The sequence below is a fragment of the Paenibacillus sp. FSL R5-0914 genome (assembly GCF_038004525.1).
Lineage (GTDB): Bacteria > Bacillota > Bacilli > Paenibacillales > Paenibacillaceae > Paenibacillus_AQ.
Map to the genome: position 1 here is coordinate 1,447,464 of NZ_JBBORH010000001.1, position 17,495 is coordinate 1,464,958.

At 46.6% G+C, this 17,495-nt stretch carries 16 protein-coding genes; 12 read left to right on the top strand and 4 right to left on the bottom strand.

Annotated features, from left to right (window positions below; translation table 11 throughout):
* Positions 1–5 precede the first annotated feature (5 nt).
* The 4 genes from MKX60_RS06220 (at position 6) to MKX60_RS06235 (ending at position 3,782) form a co-directional block, all read left to right on the top strand.
* On the top strand, positions 6–755 hold the full coding sequence (locus MKX60_RS06220; RefSeq protein ID WP_341059325.1) for a prepilin peptidase: 750 nt from the start codon (positions 6–8) through the stop codon (positions 753–755).
* Positions 756–769: 14 nt separating this feature from the next.
* Positions 770–2,395: a pilus assembly protein PilM gene (pilM, locus tag MKX60_RS06225; RefSeq protein WP_341059326.1), complete on the top strand. Its 1,626-nt coding sequence runs from the start codon at positions 770–772 to the stop codon at positions 2,393–2,395.
* A complete protein-coding gene (pilO, locus tag MKX60_RS06230) occupies positions 2,379–2,984 on the top strand; it encodes a type 4a pilus biogenesis protein PilO (RefSeq protein WP_341059327.1) in 606 nt (201 codons plus the stop codon). The genes pilM and pilO overlap by 17 nt, the downstream gene beginning before the upstream one ends.
* Before the next feature lie 195 nt (positions 2,985–3,179).
* A complete protein-coding gene (locus MKX60_RS06235) occupies positions 3,180–3,782 on the top strand; it encodes a DL-endopeptidase inhibitor IseA family protein (RefSeq protein ID WP_341059328.1) in 603 nt (200 codons plus the stop codon).
* 45 nt (positions 3,783–3,827) lie between these two features.
* Here MKX60_RS06235 and MKX60_RS06240 read toward each other — a convergent pair whose 3' ends face one another.
* Positions 3,828–4,229 (bottom strand): CBS domain-containing protein, encoded by a 402-nt coding sequence (locus tag MKX60_RS06240; RefSeq protein WP_076297875.1) that lies wholly within the window; start codon positions 4,227–4,229, stop codon positions 3,828–3,830.
* Positions 4,230–4,381: 152 nt separating this feature from the next.
* On the bottom strand, positions 4,382–5,809 hold the full coding sequence (locus MKX60_RS06245; protein WP_341059330.1) for a VanW family protein: 1,428 nt from the start codon (positions 5,807–5,809) through the stop codon (positions 4,382–4,384).
* 229 nt (positions 5,810–6,038) lie between these two features.
* Here MKX60_RS06245 and ftsE point away from each other — a divergent pair, with 229 nt between their 5' ends.
* From ftsE to MKX60_RS31655, 5 genes are all read left to right on the top strand, one after another.
* Positions 6,039–6,725: a cell division ATP-binding protein FtsE gene (gene ftsE / locus MKX60_RS06250; RefSeq protein ID WP_042192319.1), complete on the top strand. Its 687-nt coding sequence runs from the start codon at positions 6,039–6,041 to the stop codon at positions 6,723–6,725.
* Positions 6,715–7,629 (top strand): permease-like cell division protein FtsX, encoded by a 915-nt coding sequence (gene ftsX, locus MKX60_RS06255; RefSeq protein ID WP_341059331.1) that lies wholly within the window; start codon positions 6,715–6,717, stop codon positions 7,627–7,629. Before ftsE ends, ftsX begins: the two co-directional genes overlap by 11 nt.
* 30 nt (positions 7,630–7,659) lie before the next feature.
* Positions 7,660–8,967 (top strand): murein hydrolase activator EnvC family protein, encoded by a 1,308-nt coding sequence (locus MKX60_RS06260; RefSeq protein ID WP_042192315.1) that lies wholly within the window; start codon positions 7,660–7,662, stop codon positions 8,965–8,967.
* Positions 8,968–9,092: 125 nt separating this feature from the next.
* Positions 9,093–10,559, top strand: a complete 1,467-nt coding sequence (locus MKX60_RS06265) for a S41 family peptidase (RefSeq protein WP_341059332.1) — start codon at positions 9,093–9,095, stop codon at positions 10,557–10,559.
* A 177-nt stretch (positions 10,560–10,736) separates the two neighbouring features.
* Positions 10,737–12,047: a PDZ domain-containing protein gene (locus MKX60_RS31655; protein ID WP_445670742.1), complete on the top strand. Its 1,311-nt coding sequence runs from the start codon at positions 10,737–10,739 to the stop codon at positions 12,045–12,047.
* Positions 12,048–12,100: 53 nt separating this feature from the next.
* Here MKX60_RS31655 and MKX60_RS06275 read toward each other — a convergent pair whose 3' ends face one another.
* Both MKX60_RS06275 and MKX60_RS06280 read right to left on the bottom strand, forming a co-directional pair.
* Positions 12,101–12,754, bottom strand: a complete 654-nt coding sequence (locus MKX60_RS06275) for a response regulator transcription factor (protein WP_341059335.1) — start codon at positions 12,752–12,754, stop codon at positions 12,101–12,103.
* A gap of 58 nt (positions 12,755–12,812) precedes the next feature.
* Positions 12,813–13,970 carry a sensor histidine kinase gene (locus MKX60_RS06280; protein WP_042192307.1) on the bottom strand — a complete coding sequence of 386 codons (1,158 nt, stop codon included), beginning with the start codon at positions 13,968–13,970 and terminating at the stop codon, positions 12,813–12,815.
* Between the two features lie 166 nt (positions 13,971–14,136).
* On the opposite strand from MKX60_RS06280, the gene MKX60_RS06285 reads away from it, so the two are divergent.
* The 3 genes from MKX60_RS06285 to MKX60_RS06295 are packed head-to-tail and all read left to right on the top strand — an operon-like array spanning position 14,137 to position 17,414.
* On the top strand, positions 14,137–15,072 hold the full coding sequence (locus MKX60_RS06285) for an ABC transporter ATP-binding protein (protein ID WP_341051468.1): 936 nt from the start codon (positions 14,137–14,139) through the stop codon (positions 15,070–15,072).
* A gap of 16 nt (positions 15,073–15,088) precedes the next feature.
* Complete coding sequence (locus tag MKX60_RS06290; RefSeq protein ID WP_339243701.1) at positions 15,089–16,261, top strand: ABC transporter permease; 1,173 nt, start codon at positions 15,089–15,091, stop codon at positions 16,259–16,261.
* The gene (locus tag MKX60_RS06295; protein ID WP_076285708.1) at positions 16,254–17,414 is read left to right on the top strand and encodes an ABC transporter permease; all 1,161 of its coding nucleotides are present in this window, start codon (positions 16,254–16,256) and stop codon (positions 17,412–17,414) included. Before MKX60_RS06290 ends, MKX60_RS06295 begins: the two co-directional genes overlap by 8 nt.
* Positions 17,415–17,495 lie beyond the last annotated feature (81 nt).

The following is a 17,495-nucleotide window of genomic DNA, read 5'->3' on the forward strand; positions in this document are numbered from 1 at the left end:
CATCCATGACGATATTCATCGCAAGTTACATCACATTACTGGGCCTGACTCTAGGCTCCTTCTATAATGTAGTGGCACTGCGGGTGCCAGCTAAGGAATCCTTGCTTAATCCACCGTCACATTGCCCGAACTGCAATGCGCGGCTAAAGGGGCGGGATTTGTTTCCGGTGATAAGCTACATGCTGTCAGGTGGCAAGTGTCGTTATTGCGGTACAAGGGTGTCGCCTTTATACCCGCTAGGAGAAGCGGCAACGGGTTTGCTTTTTCTATGGGTGTACTTACAATTTGGCCTGACGGGGAAGGGAATCCTCGGGTTCGTGTTTGTGAGTTTAGCGGTTATTGTGACGGTTGCGGATTTGAAGTACATGCTGATTCCGAACAAGGTATTGCTATTCTTTTTGCCGATACTGCTCATTCTTGTATTGCTCTATCCAGAGGGGCCGTTATGGCATCACTTGCTGGGAGCTGTGCTTGGGGGAGGGGCTCTTATCCCCTTTGTTCTATTAGGAGGGATGGGTGCCGGGGATGTGAAGCTATTTGCGCTGCTGGGCTTGGTGATTGGATTTCCGAATGTGATTTTGGCTTTTCTAATGGCTTGTCTGCTTGGAAGTGTGGTCGGAGGACTGCTGATGCTGCTCGGAATCATCAAACGCAAACAACCGGTTCCCTTTGGTCCGTGGTTAGCAATAGGTGCTTTAATTAGTTACGGATATGGTTTACACATCATTAGCGCGTATCTCTCGCTCATCGGATAGGAGGACATCGACATATGCTTGGATTAGGCCCTAAAGTGGCCGGGCTTTCAATTGAAGCTACCGGAATCCGTTATATTAGTTTTAAGAATAAACAGTCATGGGAAGTCCGCAAAAAACGGTATCTCCCGCTCCTTCCAGGCATGATCATAGAGAATCAAGTTGCGGATAGCGAGGCGCTTTATGACCGGGTCAGGCAGTGGGTGAGGAAGGAAGGGTTAAGGGGCAGCAAGGTTTCCTTGTCGATTCCACCTTCGCAGATCATCATCCGCAAAATGAGTATCCCAAGTACCAACGATAAGCAGGTAGAGCAACTCGTAAAGCTGGAAGTGGAGACGGGACTGCATTTGCCTTTTGAAAATCCTGTTTACGACTATGTGACGCTCGAGGTAGATGAGGAGCATAGCCATTTGCTCGTATTTGCCGCTCCACGGAAATCGATACAGGATTATGTAGAGATTTTGGAGCGTGCGGGTCTGCGAATAAGCAGTGTTGAAATTTCGGCAACCGCCTTGGCGCGAAGTATAGCAACTGGACATGGGGAAAGCTTTGCGGAAACGATGTTGATTAATCTAGAGCCATCCGTCATGGACGTTTATATGTTTAGAGACGGGAATCCGGTATTCATTCGTACGATTAACTTGCTTGATCTGCATAAAGGTAGAAATGTTGCGGCATTGGAATTTATGGCAGACAGTGAAGTTTTGGCAGAAACAGCAGTTGCTGTGGAAGAGCAATTATCACCGGAACAAATGGTGGAGATCACTGCGGAAATTTCGCGGATGCTCAGCTTCTACCAATACAGCTTGCACGATGGCTCGACTCGTATCAAAAACTTAGTTATAACAGGTGTCCCATCCATTCGTAAACAGCTAGATCTAGAGCTTCAGCAGTCGCTGGCAGAACTCGACATTACACCGATAAGCCTAGACCAGATGGGTAAAGATGCTGTATCTGATCTTGAGCTAAATAATTACCGAGTAGCAGCAGGGACAGCTCTAAAAAGCATCATCAGCGTGGACACGATTGACCTACTGCCAAGAGAAGATCGGGAGACGTTATTATTCCCCTATGTGACCATGGGTCTTGTGGCGATCTGGCTAGTGGGAACGATTGGGACGGGGATTTATTTTTCGGCTAATAAGGGTCAAATCTCTAATGGTAAAGAGGAGCTGCAAGGCTTGCAGGATCGCAGTTTAATGCTACAGGTAGAGCTTGGGAAGCTTAAAAACAGTGGACCTGGGCAGTTAGATCGGAAGACGGCAATCGCAGAGATTCAGAACAATAAGGTAATTGCTGTTCCTATTCTAGATGAAGTAGTCGCAGGGCTGCCGCAGGGTGCTTTTATCCGTGACATTAACTACACCTACCGGACATCAATTGACCTGACTGTAAATGTACCTACTATGGTAGATGCCTCTAACTATTTAAGACAGCTGCGTCAGATGTCCTTCACGGTGGATGCTTCTATTTCGAAGCTGACCGAAGGGACTGTGGATCAGAGTGCGGGGCCAACGAATGCAGCCACTTCCTTAAATATGTATACAGCCATTTATAAAGTAAACTTATTAGCAAATCATCAACAGACAAATGGAACGGATGCAAGCCAAGAGGAGGTGAACAGCGATGGAACAGTTCAATAAGTATCGCTCTCCAATTGTACTGGGTGTATTGATTCTGTTCTTGATGCTGTTTGCCTTTTATATGCTGGGTGTTCAACCGACAAATAAGGAAATATCCGCACAGAACGCAGAGATCAGCCAGCTGGAGAAAGAAGCAGAGATTCTTCAAACTAAAATTAATGAACTAAAAAGCAGCGCTACTTCTTTAGATTCCGAACAACAGGAACTTCTGGCAGCACTCCCGAAAGGCGATGACAGCGAAGGATTGATTGATGATTTACGAGCGGTTGGGATGTCCTCACAGGCACGCTTAAAGGATGTCAGCTTTATTTTGGATGAGGCTAATCCGATTCAGCAAATGACTGGTTCGGCTGAAGTGCTGTTCCCGACGATCAAACAGATCAAAATGACTGCTGTAGTAGAGGGCACCTATACAAGTATACGGCAGTGGATGGAGGAGCTACAAACGCTGGCTCGTATTGTGAATGTAGACTCGTTTAATTTCCAGCAATCCTATGAAGAGCGATCTAAGGATAGTCCTGAAAGTATCTTGACGGCTAACGTAGCTTTCACAGCTTATTATGAGGTTGCTACTCCATCTTCGAATTAGATCTCTAACCGTTGTAATAACACTATTTCACGACTCCACTTTTCCTGTAAATCAGGAGGGTGGATTTTTTTCGTTACTATAAAATATAAATGCGTTTTCATTCCTCTGTTTATTGGGTATTTTAGCTTGCGGGGTGCATAAGCTGGAACAGTGGCTATCGCCTGTATTTTTCAGATGACAAAGGAGGAATTCTGAATGAACAAAAAGTGGATGATTGGTTCGTTGGCCCTTTCCATAGGCCTTATCTCAGCAAGTGGAGGAGCTATGGCAGCTTCACCGTCAGCAGGAAGTACGGAAATCAAGAAGGTGGCTGTGTCTGCGCCTGGGAAAGAGGGCCCTGCTACCATCAATAATTTGACGGTGAAGAGCATCATACCGCTGGTAGTCCATGCAAGAGCTCTTTATTTCTATAGTAATCGAGGCGGAAACATCTTCCCGATAGAAACCTTCACGTATAAAGCGCAGGAGTACCGTTATCTTTCCAGTGACATTGGCACAAAGACGAAGCTGATGAATTACATAAAAAAAGCCTACACTCACAATGCAGCGGCATATTATGTGCAGACTCAATTTTTGGAGTATAACGGAAGAATGTCGCAGGTTAATGCAGATGTGGGCAATTTATTAATGTATGAAAAAGCCACCGCCCGCATGCTCTCTAAAACTGCGACAACCGCTGAATTTGAACTGACCGTTCCTTATCCAGGTGCGCAGGAAAGCAGTGAGTCGGTGTATGTGAAGCTGAAGAAAGTGGAGGGATACTGGAGAATTGACACGTCACCGGATATTCTTTTCTGAGGAAAGGGGAAGGTATTAGAGGAAAGATGATGGTAGGGCTTTGAACTAACTGCGCTTCAGGTCAGAGATATAAACAACACCTGCGAATTTGCCTTTACGGGTAATGATGACACAGTCATTCTTCATAGGATCTGGGCGGCTCATAGCAGTAGCTAATACGGATTCAAGTGGAGTGGAGATATCAAAAATGAGTGGCGTTTTGTTCATGAGCTTCATGGCAGGTTCTTTGTAGAACAGATCTACTCCTGATCTTCCTGTGGCTTTTAAAAAGAAACGGTCGCACATTAACAATCCAAGCGGTTCATTCGTGGCGTTACAGACGACGATGCATTTGGATTCTGGGTGCTGGAACATTACGCGAAGGGCTTCTCTGCAAGTACGTGAGGCAAAAATGGCAGGTGCACTGCGGACAATATTAGAGAGATCATTTACAAGAGCTGTTGACATGGTGTTCATCCTTTCTGATTATAGATCTATTTCTAATGTACCCCCGAATCGTAAATTTTAAAGGCGAGAAAGGTCATCTACAGGTAAAATAGATGAACAAGCAAAAACGGTCAGAACCTCACGAGGTCTGACCGTTTTTTTTTGTAGGTAATCTATTCACTTCGAACGCCATCCTCTACCAACTGCTTTCTAGGTGCTTCTGGAATAACAGATTTACTTACGCCTCCACGATTGATGGCGATTAACCGTTGTTGTGCGTAATACACGTCACGGGATAATTTCTTTACCTCAGTGGATTTACCGTCAACAATCCGGGTGCTGTAAGTCTCAACAACATATCCGGTCTTCCCATTTTGTATAACGCGTGAGCCTCCACGGGGGAGGGAAGGGTCGTTTACGTACTTGTCGACTGGAGGCAGCACCTCTACGATTTGTGAGTGGACCTTATATGTAACATTTTTCGGAAAAGTACCGAAGAGCTTGATCGTTAGTGATCGACCTTGTACAGCCGCTTTAATGACTAGATATTTGCCAGTCGTATTGCGAAAACGGAAGTTGATATAGCCTTCAGCGAAGGTGGCATCCTGGCCTTTGGGTAGATAGTTGACCGGCAAGGAGTGATTGCGGCGCTCCACAATCTCCAGTCCGGTGCGCAAAGCGGCATTGTACAGCGTACTGGAAACTTGGCAGATTCCGCCGCCGACGCCGGCTTGTAGCTTACCGTTCACAATGACTGGCGCTTCGCGGAAGCCGTAATCTATTTTTGCTTTTTCAATAGCTTTGCCATAGTCAAAAACGGCTCCAGGTGGGAGCACGGTTCCGTTCACAGCTTTGGCTGCTGATTCGACGTTGTAGATTCGTCCAGGTCCACTTGCTCCGAGAGAGGTGCTGAATTGCATGATTTTTCGCTCAATACCTTGCTCCTTTAGAGCGTTTAGAGTGATGTCCGGTTGTAATATGGTTAATGGAACTTCCAAAGTAATTCCCTTCTCTTGTTGCGAGAGTAGTCGACTAAAACGAGTGGGGGCAGCGGCCCATAGTGAGGTTACCATTCCTGTCCAGTCTACCTCAAGGGAAGTCTTCTCGGACGTATACACTACACGATCATCCCCGGTAATTCGCCGCGTAGCATCTACTGGATCACCGAAGGATTCTCTCTCCCAAGCGGGACTTAAGATGGTCTGTAATTGAGCAATATCCAGATGGGCTTCAAGACTCCAATTCTGGGGGAAGCTGTAGCGGGCTTTTACACGATCCCATAGCCGCCCCTCCGTAAGATCTTGTAGACCTTGCTCAAAAGCAGCGGCTTCATAGGCCATTCCAGCTTGTTTAAGCTTGAGGGTAAGCTCAGAATTCCCTTCGACCTGCAACACAAGGGGGATAGATTCAAGGGCCTGTAGCTTTTTCTCCAGTTCGGAACGTACCTCTGAGATATTCAGCCCGCCCACCTCCCATCCGGCAAGGGTTGTACCTTTTGGAAGCGTGTTTTTATGGCCATATAGTTGAAGTCCCCCATAGATTAATGAACCGATAAGAATGAGTGCAATGACTATTATGAGGGTAAGATGGATTTTTTTCATGAATAATCTCCTTCCTGGATGGCTTCTGCGAGCGGCACAGTAGGTGCTTTTTATATGTATATGTACAGACATTACAAAACTTTCGAATAGTGGGGCAGTTACGGGGTACTCAATCGGTTACAGATTTGTTACAATAGATACATTGCGGAAATATTGAAGTTTATGGAAACTTAAGCTGTACCCTGTCGATTCACACAAGTGGAAAATGTCATAATTGGGAAGTGAGAAAATGATTGAAATGCAAGATGTATGGAAGACGTACCCTAACGGAACTCACGCACTGCAAGGAGTTTCAGTAAAAATTGACCGCAATGAATTTGTGTATGTTGTCGGTCCATCCGGCGCGGGTAAATCTACTTTTATGAAATTGATTTATAGAGAAGAAGTGCCAACTAAAGGTCAAATTTCTGTGGGAGGCTTTAACATAGGGAAGCTTAAACAACGTAAAATCCCATATGTGCGTCGTAATATCGGCGTTGTGTTTCAAGACTTTCGGTTATTACCAAGGATGACAGCGTATGAGAATATCGCTTTTGCCATGGAAGTTATTGAAGCCCCGAAGAAGGTCATCAAGAAACGTGTGAATGAAGTTCTCGATCTGGTTGGCCTCAAAAATAAAGCAAATCGTGAGCCCTCACAGCTCTCAGGTGGAGAACAGCAGCGTATTGCAATTGCTCGGGCTATCGTTAATAACCCATCTGTTATTATTGCGGACGAGCCTACAGGTAACTTGGACCCTGAGACTTCATGGGGCATTATGCAGCTGCTGGACGAAATTAATTTTCGTGGAACAACAATTGTAATGGCTACCCATAATAGAGATATCGTGAATAAAATGCGCAAGCGGGTGCTTGCGATTGAGAACGGAAACATTGTGAGAGACCAGGCGAGAGGGGAATACGGCTATGAGTTTTAAGACCTTCTTGCGACACTTGCGGGAAGGCTTCAAAAGCGTATTCCGTAATGGCTGGATGTCGATTGCTTCGATCACTTCCATCGTCGTCTCTCTTTTTGTCCTAGGTGTATTTATTCTTCTTGTTCTTAATGTGAATGCTGTAGCGGATGAGGCAGATAGCCAGGTACAGATTAATGTGCATTTGGCACTAAATGTAGATCAGAAGTTGCGTGAGACTTTGCAGACTGAAATTGGCAATATGCCGGAGGTCAGCAAGATTACGTTCATCTCCAAGGATCAAGGACTTAAAGATCTCCGTGCAGATATGGGTGAGGACGCGGCTGAGCTTCTGGAAGGGTTCGATGAAGACAATAACCCTCTCCCAGATACGCTTAAGGTAGAAGTTGTCGAACCTACTACAGTATCATTTGTGGCTGAGAAGATTGAAGCACTCAACAAGACACATACTGAACAGCCCATTTACAAAGTGAAATATGGCAAGGGCTCAATAGAAACCTTGTTCAAAATAACACGCGCTGTACGAAACATTGGTTTTATTTTTGTAGCAGGTCTGGGGCTCATGTCTATGTTCCTCATCTCTAATACGATTCGGGTTACGATACTTGCTCGTCGTAAGGAGATTGGCATTATGAAGCTCGTAGGCGCGACAAATTATTTTATTCGCTGGCCTTTCTTTATAGAAGGGGCATTGATCGGTCTGATCGGATCGCTCATTACCTCCGTTGTCTTGTATTTGGGTTACAGCACTTTGGAATCGACCGTACAGGGAGATCCTATGCTCCAATTGCAGCTAATTCCGTTCGATAATATTTGGATGCTGGTCGTCGGTGTACTAGTTGGACTAGGCGTGCTGATCGGCGTCTGGGGAAGCACGGTTTCTATTCGTAGGTTCTTGAAAGTTTAATATTAAAAAGTGAAGGATGGGGAGTGCAAGTTGAAGAAGATTGCTGCCGGACTAGCCGTAATGTTACTAGCTGTCACTATATTCCAGCCCTCTGATGGATATGCCAAAAAAACAAGTGTTGCCGAAATCGATAAGCAGCTAAAGCAGCTGCAAAAAGAGGTGCAGGAAGCTAAGGCGCAGCAGGAGAAAGCGGCGTCCCAAACGCAGGAAGCACAGCATTATAAGAATAAGACGAATCTCAATCTGCAGTATGTCTTACAGCAAGTGGATCAAGTTAAGGGCAAAATGACCGAAATCTCTACCCAAATTTCCGATACAGAACAATCTCTGAATGTTACGGCAACGGAGTTGGATAAAGCAGAAGCACGAGTCGCCTCTAGAGAGGAAGTCTTAGGATCCCGTGTTCGATTAATGTATACCGATGGTGCGGTTTCTTACTTGGATGTTTTGCTCTCCTCGACAAGCTTCGCTGATTTTCTGGATCGCGCGGATTCACTTAAGATGATTGTGGATCAGGACCAGGAGCTGTTAGTTCAACATAAGTTGGACAAGCAGACGGTGATAGAGAAGAAACAAGAGCTTGAAGGGCAATATGCCCAAGCCAAGCAGCTGTATACTTCTTTGGAACAACAGAGAAGTCTGCTGAAGGAGAAAGAAGCTGAGAAACAGGAGCTTATCGCTTTCTATGATAAGCAAATTCAAGAAAGTGATGATTTAAGTGAAGAGCAGAATGAAAAGCTAGTCAAACTGGCAAGCGAACGCTCTGCGCTGGAAACGCAAAAGGATAAGATTAAGGCAGAGGAAGCCGCTCGCAGAGCAGCAGCGGCTAAGGCGGAAGCGGCTCGTAGAGCTGCGGCGGCTGCCAAGAAGGCTGCAGCTGCAGCTAGTAAGGGAAGCAGTAGTTCTAGCTCCAGCTCTAGTGATACGGGATATTCAGGTGGAGATGGGCCGTTTCTACTTCCTGTAGGATCCGCAAGAATCTCATCCCCTTATGGACCACGGACACATCCAATCACGGGTGAGAAGGGGAAAGTACACACCGGCGTCGATTTTGCGGTTCCACAAGGAACCAATATTCATGCGGCGGATTCCGGAACGGTTATCTTGGCTGAATGGTGGAGCGGTTACGGATATTGTGTAATTATTGATCATGGAGGCGGAGTTTGGACGCTCTACGGACATATACGTAAAGGCGGTCTTAGAGTTAGTGCCGGGGATAAAGTCAATCGCGGAGATGTGGTTGCTGAATCAGGTTCCACAGGTAATTCAACGGGTCCCCACCTTCACTTCGAAGTACGGATTGACGGTAAGATTGTAAATCCTATGCCTTATCTCTAATTTTTAACGAACTTATAACTCATATTATTTGATTGTACGGCATATACTGGAAGAGATACCGTACCTTTCAGGACGGACTTAGGATGTTGTTTACAAGATGGACAAGAAGGGACGGTGGGAACATCATGTTAAAAAAAAGCACCGCGGCGTTTATGATTATCGCCGCCCTGCTATGCGGTAGTTTAGTAACCTTGGGCGTGACGGGTTATACTCATGTCTTTGGACAAGCTGCAGGACAAGGATTAGCCTCTGCGTTGCAGGTTGCAGGTCTACAGCAGAAGGAATCCCAGAAGCTTGGGACTGCGCTCAGTTTGATTGAGAGCAATTACTACGAGACGGTAGATCGGGAGAAGCTGATAGATGGTGCTGTCAACGGTATGATGGAAGCGCTAGGCGATCCCTATTCCAACTATATGGGTAAAGAAACTGCTGAGAAATTTGAAGAGAGCATTGAGGGTTCCTTTTCAGGTATCGGTGCAGAAGTCTCTTCGGATAACGGTAAAGTAGTCGTGGTCTCCCCAATCAAGGGTTCACCTGCTGAAAAAGCAGGAATTCAGGCTAAAGATGTCATTTTGTCCGTTAACGGAGAATCGCTAGAAGGCATGGATCTAAATGCTGCTGTTGCGAAGATACGCGGACCTAAAGGCAGTAAGGCTACTTTGAAAATACAACGTTCCGGCTCTGTAGAGCCTCTGGAGTTCGCTCTTACTCGGGATGATGTGAAGCTTGAGACGGTATACTCAACTATGGAAAAAGACGGTGTAGGGGTAATCGAGGTCACTCAGTTCTCCCTAAATACTGCAGAACGATTCAAGGAAGAGCTTGGGAAGCTAGAGAAGCAAGGCATGAAGGGATTGGTCATTGATGTCCGTAATGATCCAGGCGGTGTCCTCCCGATTGTTATTGAGATGGCTGAAGAGTTCATTCCAGCTGGTAAAAACATAGTTCAAATAGAATACAAAGATAAAAAACGCGAAGTTAGCACCTCCAAGGGATCTAGCAAGGCTTATCAAGTGGTAGTGCTAATGAATAAAGGTAGCGCGAGCGCCTCGGAAATATTGGCGGGTGCCTTGCAGCAGTCAGCGGGAGCCAAGCTAATAGGTGATAATTCATTTGGTAAAGGCACGGTGCAGACAAGCTTTGACAAACAGCTTGGAGATGGCAGCTTACTGAAGGTTACCATTGCTAAATGGCTTACACCGGACGGCACATGGATCCACGGCAAGGGAATTAAACCGGATATCGCGGTAGCGCAGCCGGATTACTTCTCAGTGGCTCCGATTAACAAGAGCGTGACGCTGCAATATAACATGAACAACGGTGATGTAAAGAGTGCACAGACGATGCTGGATGGCTTAGGCTACAAGCCTGGTCGCAAAGATGGCTATTTCGATACTGGCACCAAGAATGCAGTGAAGAAATTCCAGAGTGAAGCGAAACTTCAAGTCACAGGCATGATTGATGCCAAGACCGCGGAGGCGCTGGAGGTGGCACTGATCAAAGTGATCCAGGACCCTGCCAACGACAACCAACGGAATAGAGGGATTGCTGAGATTCAGAAGGAAATTAAGGCGGCAGCGTCGAAAAAGTAAGAAGGCTGAATTCAGCCTTCTTTTTTTCTGTTAAGATTAGAAAAGGTAAACACTTAGGGCAGAAGGGTACGGTTCAATGCGCAGCAGAATCTTTTGTCGTCTCTAAAGGACGCCGAAGACGTCTCTGCTTGTTATAAACTTATCATTAACCGGAAGAAAAGGAGTGTGACGAACAGTTTGAATGTGATTCAGGAATGGTTAGGAAGCTTGGGCACTGCGTTCTTACACTTATTGATCCAGCCATATTACTATATTGCTATTATATTTATTGCGTTGTATTACCGTCGGCAGGTGGCATTAGAACGTAAGCTAATTCATGTGAAGTTACATAGCTGGGGTCAAGAAACGTGGCGAACGGTGTGGAGCGGGCTGGTAATGGGACTAGTAGTTTCTATTGCAGCCATATTGTTAGGGGTATCCTTATCAGGTACAGCTGTGGCCTGCATTTGGGTAGTCAGTATAGTGTTATCGCTATTGCGTGTACGGTATTTGTGCTTCGCTTATTCTATAGGTTTGCTAGGTGTGATTCAATTTGTACTGTCTTTCTTTCCAAACGCCTTACATAGCGGAACGGTCGGGAATATTACAACAGCCATACGGGAGATGGATATTCCCGCATTGCTAGTGCTAGCTGCGCTATTGCACATGGCGGAGGCGCTGCTGGCCCGCTGGCAAGGGGCGAAGCTTGCGACGCCCCTCTTCTTGAAGGGCAAGCGCGGCATGGTTGTCGGCGGCTATCAGCTGCAGGCTTTCTGGCCGCTGCCGCTGTTCCTGCTGATCCCTTCGGGGGCAGGAACGGATCTGCCATGGCAGCCGCTGCTGGGCGGCGGGCTTGGCATTGTCTCTCTGCCCGTCATCATCGGCTTCAGCGAGATGACGCAGGGCATGCTGCCCGGGCGCAAGGCGGCCCGCACTTCAGGACGGCTGCTGATGTACAGCATCGTCCTGCTCGGCTTAAGCCTGCTTGCCGCTTGGTGGAGCCCGCTGACCCTGCTCGCGGCGCTCGCAGCGATGGTGCTGCACGAAGGGTTAAGCTGGTACAGCGCTCTGGAAGAGCGCAGCATCAGCCCCATCTTCGTGCATCCACCGCGCGGCCGCAAGGTGCTGGCCGTGTTGCCGGGCAGTCCCGGACAGGAGCTGGGCATTCTGCCCGGCGAGATTTTACTGAAGGTCAACGGGGTCCTGTTGACCGATGCCGCGCAGCTACATGAGGCGCTGCGCATGAATCCAGCGTTCTGCAAGCTGGAGGTGCAGAACCGTGAAGGGGAGAGCAAATACCTTCAGAGCCCGATTTACGACGGGGACCATCATCAGCTCGGCATCATTCTGGTACCGGAGACAGATGGAGCGGTTACTGCGGAGGCGAAGCCATCCAGCATCTTCAGCATCATCGCAATGAAGACAGGTACTCGCAGCCAGAATCTTCCGAACGGCCGACTCAAACGGAACAAAGCCGCTGAAGCCAACAAGGAATCGGCGGAAGGATAACTAAAGTCAAGCCCGGACTCTGGAAATAGAGTCCGGGCTTTTTTGTAGAACTTCTATCCACGCCCACCCTTCAAATAGAAAATAGCAATTTGCGTCCGATCTCGCAGCTCTAATTTACTTAGAATATCCGTTATGTAATTTTTGACCGTACCCTCGCTAAGAAACAGCTGTCCGGCGATTTCTTTGTTGGTATGTCCCTGAGCGATGGAGGCGACAACGGCCAATTCCATTTTGGTCAGTCCGAAAGATTCCAGTGGCTGTACCTGTGGAGATTCTGGACGGGCCGCGGGCTGTAGAAAGGTGGCTAGTTTGCGCGCGATATCAGGGTGAATCAGCATGTTGCCTTCATTAACTGTTTTGACACCTTGTATGATACGGTCAGGCGGTATGTTTTTGAGCAAATATCCACTGGCTCCGTTCCGCAGCGCCTCAATGATATACTCATCGTCATCGAAGGTAGTTAGCATCAGTATCGAAACCTGAGGAAAAGCCTGCTTAATTTTTTCTGTCCCTTCAACACCACCGCAGCCTGGCATCCGAATATCCATCAGAATCACATCCGCCATATTTCCCGCTTGGAGCAAATTCAAGGCCTCATTTCCGTCACTGGCAGCTCCGATCACTTCAATATCGGGGTCCATCCCTATCAGTACTTGCAGACTTTGACGAATAAAAGGATCGTCATCTACAATCATCACCTTAATCATTAGCGTGGCTCCTTCTTCATAATATAGATTTCTTTTTTTGCTTCAAGTCCTACGTTGCCTATACAATCTCTCCCTGCTTATAAATGGGCAACCGCGTAACAATGGTGAATTGAGGCTCCTGCCGCCATTCCAAGGTTCCGCCGATCAGATGTGTTCGTTCGAACATTCCTTTCATCCCGACCCCTCCACTTTCCGGCAGTTTGGTTAGTTTATTGCCTTCGGGAAGCGTCCCGTTGTTGCTGACCTCCATCGTAACTCCAGTATCACTAAAGTCGACTTTAATCGAAATCGCAGTTGCATTTCCGTGACGTAGGGCATTGGTTATGGCTTCTCGGGCGTTCTTATACAAGATCACCTGAATACTAGGATATAGCGGGTAAGGTATCCCATGCACTTGGTATGAGGTCTCAATTCCCGTATCGCGGCCGATCTCTTCTAGCAGACGGTCTAACGCATAAGCTCCCTCTAATTGTGGCGTATAGTTGATACGCTTCACTGCAGAGCGCATATCGTCCATGCTGGCTGACAATTGATCTCGAATGAGCTCCATCATCTGCATTCCGCTTTCAGGGGAGGTGGGTAAGGTGAGTAGCGCGGCTTCCATCATCATTTTAATGCGGATGAGGCGGTGGCCGATATCATCATGGAGCTGGCGGGAGATGCGAACCCGTTCTTTGGACTGGGCTGCATCTTCTATTTGGGCGTTAAACTCCAGCAGTCGGTTGCGGGCTTCATCCAGCTCGAAATGCTTTTTTCGCAGCTCATCGTAAAGATTGAGGGTGTTCTCACGGCCCCGACCCGCCCTCTGTAACAATTCGTTGAGATAGGCGATGAGCAGAAAAGTAATGTTGATGAATGTGATTATAAGTTTTGGAGAATCCCAGAGCGCTATGTTCAAGGTAATCAGATGCACAACCGTAAACACGAGAGGTACTGCTTGGGGCTGAAGTCTAGAATAATAAAGTAATGCTGAAATGGCCGGGAAAATCATTATGCTGCCGTACTGGTAACATAACCAGGCAGTGAACAGTATTTCCACAATGCTTATTAAGGCATGAAAGGAACGGGGTAGCTTTGGCACCATGACCACAAGGAATAGAAGCATCAGAATATGCAACGTGAAGATTCCATAGTCGGCATATGGATAGATGTAAATGCTAATACAAGCAGGAATTATGATGAGTAGGTATCGCAATAGGGTCAGTTCTCTAGTCACACCTAAGACATCCTTTATAGAGTTTCTTCTAATCTTAGCATATTCGCCTACTTCTTCAGGAGATGACTTAAGTCACCTTCAAAAGATGACTTTTCGTACCTCCGTGGTCAATCCCTTTAAGCTAAAATTGTAAATATAGAAGCGCAAAGACAGGAGCGATGAAAAGATGGCAATCGCCGTATTGACCGATGTGGTGAAACGATATGAAGGTAAATTAACTGTAGATCATGTGAACATGACGATAGAAGAAGGAGAAATCTTTGGCTTGCTAGGCCCGAACGGAGCGGGTAAAAGTACAACGATCAGTATGATCTGCGGCTTGCTTAAGATTGACGGGGGAGACATTGTTATCGACGGTCTGCCCGTGTCCTCGAAATCACTTGAGGTGAAGAAAAGAATTGGTTTGGTTCCACAGGAATTAGCCTTATACGACACGATGACAGCGGCGGACAACGTTACCTTTTTCGGAAGATTGTATGGTTTGCGTGGCAAGCTCTTGAAGGAACGGGTAGATGAGGCTCTTGCGTTCACAGGCCTTAGCGACCGTGCTAAAGAGAAACCCTCAACCTTCTCTGGAGGGATGAAGAGACGTCTGAACATTGCCTGCGCTATTATGCATCGTCCAAAGCTGATTATTATGGATGAACCTACCGTGGGGATTGATCCGCAATCTCGTAATCATATCCTTGAATCGGTTAAAGAGCTCAATCGACTCGGATCAACAGTTATTTATACCAGTCACTATATGGAGGAGGTTGCGGCCATTTGCGATCGGGTAGCCATTATGGATAAAGGGCATATCATTGCTTGCGGTACGGAAAAAGAACTGCGAGAACGCGTTGCCAAGGAAGAAAAAATCGTCATTAAAGCTGCTAATATCACACCGGAGCTTGTTCAGGAGCTGACGCTTCACCCTAGAATTAGACGCGTAGAAGCAAAGGATGAAGTAGTTGAGCTGTATCTGCCTTCTTCACAAGGGGAGCTACAGGACATCCTTTTTATTTTTGCCAAGCATAAGGGGATTATCGGCTCGCTGAATATTGAAGAACCTGATCTGGAGACGTTGTTTCTGAACTTGACCGGAAGGACCTTAAGAGATTAAAGGGGGGATTATTCTGATGAATACTTGGACGATTATGATCTATGAGCTGCGAAGACTATTTAGCTCACGTTCTATGATATTAAATATGTTTTTGCTGCCCCTGTTATTGATCTTTCTCTTAGGTGCTTCGCTCTCCGGTGTCGTTGGTGACAAAGGCTCCACTACTATTGATGTTGTGCGAGTGGCTGTTGTTAATCTTTCTGGTGAGGGCTATGAGAGCTCGGCGATGATGGATAGCTTTTTGAAGTCAACAGAGCTTAAGGATATCATTACTCCGGTTATGGTGGGTAGTCGAGAGGCGGCAGAAAGCGGTCTGCGAACAGGAAAATATGGTTATGCGGTTGTTGTTCCTCCAGGCTTTGATAGTAAGGTACAGAGCGGTGAAGCCGCACAGCTGGAATTTATACTGGGCCAAAAAAGTACAGATAACAGGGTGGCAGGGACGGTCTTCGATAATTTTCTGAGGAATCTTAATTATAAACAGTCTGTGGCGATGACACTGGGTCCAGAAGCTTTGAATGTTATGGCACCTAGTTCCACCAGTAATGAGCCTTCCGTAAAGCTTGGAGAACTGAGCGAGGGAGGATATTCATATACTTCTTCCCAGTTCTATGCGGTATCCATGATGCTGATGTTTTTGCTGTATAGCGGCTTGACGGTATGTACTTCTCTTTTTAATGAAAAAGAAAATCATACCCTCTTCCGGATAAATTCAATGCCAGTCAAAGGCTCAGAACTGTTTATTGGCAAAATGCTTGGTGTGGGTGTTGTAAGTATAGTACAGTGCGCAGCGATTATTATTCTGACGAATGTGCTGTTCGGTGTGAATTGGGGAAATCGCCCGGGCTTGTTACTCCTATTTTGCCTGCTGATGATAGTGGCTTCAATGACCTTATCTATCGTTATTTCTATGTTCAGCAAGACTGGAGCAAGCGCAAGAAGTGTGGTTACGGTACTCACTGTAAGTATGACCTTCATTAGCGGGGGAATGGCACCACTTCCAGAATCGTGGGTGAACTCTATAGGGGCGTTTACGATTAATCATTGGGCAATGCAGGCTATTCTGAAAATGATGTTACATGCCGATGTATCGCAAATCATGCCGAATTTGGGAGTGTTATCGCTGATCTGCCTAGTGTTGTTCAGTGCAGCGGCTATCTCGTACCGGAAGGTGGGTTATCATGGATAAAATCTTAACGATTGCCTGGAACATGGTGAAACGAACCATTGGTACTAGGAAGGGGGTGCTCATCTATATTCTGCTTCCTTGTATTGTACTTGCAGGTATTGTTTCCGTTACTGGAACGATGGGAGAGAACCCAGCTGTTGTGCTGTATTCGAATATGGATAACGGGGCAGCAGGTAAGCATTTGCTCACTGAACTAAAGAATTCCGGAGAATATAAATTTGTAGAAAAGACTGACGAGACTGCTTTAAGAGAAGGCGTAGTCGATCAGAATGGAGAAGCGGGGATTCTAATTCCAGCAGGCTTCACTTCGGCACTACTTGCTGGAGAAGAGCCGCAAATTAGTGTGTATGAGCTGAAGACGAATGAAACTTCCGTTATGATTAAATTAAAAGCGAGCACAATTGCTGATGAAATGAGGAGTACGGCCGCGATCATAGGGGCAGTTAATAACGGATCTAAGGACGTTGACGCACAATTTACTACGGTTATGCAAAGAGCGGAACAGCACAGTATTGGCAGCATTCGAACTGATTATAATCTATATCCTCGGGAGGGACTGGGAGTCGTTACGGGCTTAACGCTAATGTTTCTCATGAGCCTGGTCACGAGCTCTGTGTCTCTGATTATGGATGATCGGAAAGGCCGGACGATGATGCGAATGTTCAGTGCTCCGGTTCGTTCTTACGAGATTGCTATTGGTAATTTTCTGGGTAGCTTCATGGTCGGACTGATTCAGATCGTCGTAGTGCTCGCCTTAGGTCGCTGGGTGCTGCACTATGATTATGAAGTTCCAATCTATCTCTATTTCCTTGTTCTTGCGGCATTTATGCTGGTGTCTATGGGGATCGCGAGTACAGTGGCAGGATTAATTCGTAATCCTAATAATGCTGGTATGCTGAATTCCCTTATTATCACACCGACTTGTATGCTTGGCGGCTGCTTTTGGCCTTTATCCATTATGCCGGACTATATGCAGAAGGCGGCTAACTTTGTTCCGCAAAAATGGGCCATCCAAGCGGTCGACATCGCTGCAACCGGTGGGGGCTGGAATGAGTTGTGGTTACCCTTTGCCATCTTAGGTCTTATGGCTGCTGTGCTGCTGGCGATTGGTTCTGCCATTCTCCGCCCAAGTGAAGCGGGAATTAATGCTTAGAAAGCATAAGACTAGATATTCATAGCTTGGGCTGTTACCTTCAGGTACAATAATAGGTATCAAATGTATTTGATTCTTATT

What these genes read in the sequence shown, in the direction of transcription:
- MKX60_RS06220 (WP_341059325.1), top strand. Translation starts at nt 6, where the DNA reads ATGACGATATTCATCGCAAGTTACATCACATTACTGGGCCTGACTCTA.
- pilM (WP_341059326.1), top strand. Translation starts at nt 770, where the DNA reads ATGCTTGGATTAGGCCCTAAAGTGGCCGGGCTTTCAATTGAAGCTACC.
- pilO (WP_341059327.1), top strand. Translation starts at nt 2,379, where the DNA reads ATGGAACAGTTCAATAAGTATCGCTCTCCAATTGTACTGGGTGTATTG.
- MKX60_RS06235 (WP_341059328.1), top strand. Translation starts at nt 3,180, where the DNA reads ATGAACAAAAAGTGGATGATTGGTTCGTTGGCCCTTTCCATAGGCCTT.
- MKX60_RS06240 (WP_076297875.1), bottom strand. Translation starts at nt 4,229, where the DNA reads ATGTCAACAGCTCTTGTAAATGATCTCTCTAATATTGTCCGCAGTGCA.
- MKX60_RS06245 (WP_341059330.1), bottom strand. Translation starts at nt 5,809, where the DNA reads ATGAAAAAAATCCATCTTACCCTCATAATAGTCATTGCACTCATTCTT.
- ftsE (WP_042192319.1), top strand. Translation starts at nt 6,039, where the DNA reads ATGATTGAAATGCAAGATGTATGGAAGACGTACCCTAACGGAACTCAC.
- ftsX (WP_341059331.1), top strand. Translation starts at nt 6,715, where the DNA reads ATGAGTTTTAAGACCTTCTTGCGACACTTGCGGGAAGGCTTCAAAAGC.
- MKX60_RS06265 (WP_341059332.1), top strand. Translation starts at nt 9,093, where the DNA reads ATGTTAAAAAAAAGCACCGCGGCGTTTATGATTATCGCCGCCCTGCTA.
- MKX60_RS06275 (WP_341059335.1), bottom strand. Translation starts at nt 12,754, where the DNA reads ATGATTAAGGTGATGATTGTAGATGACGATCCTTTTATTCGTCAAAGT.
- MKX60_RS06285 (WP_341051468.1), top strand. Translation starts at nt 14,137, where the DNA reads ATGGCAATCGCCGTATTGACCGATGTGGTGAAACGATATGAAGGTAAA.
- MKX60_RS06290 (WP_339243701.1), top strand. Translation starts at nt 15,089, where the DNA reads ATGAATACTTGGACGATTATGATCTATGAGCTGCGAAGACTATTTAGC.
- MKX60_RS06295 (WP_076285708.1), top strand. Translation starts at nt 16,254, where the DNA reads ATGGATAAAATCTTAACGATTGCCTGGAACATGGTGAAACGAACCATT.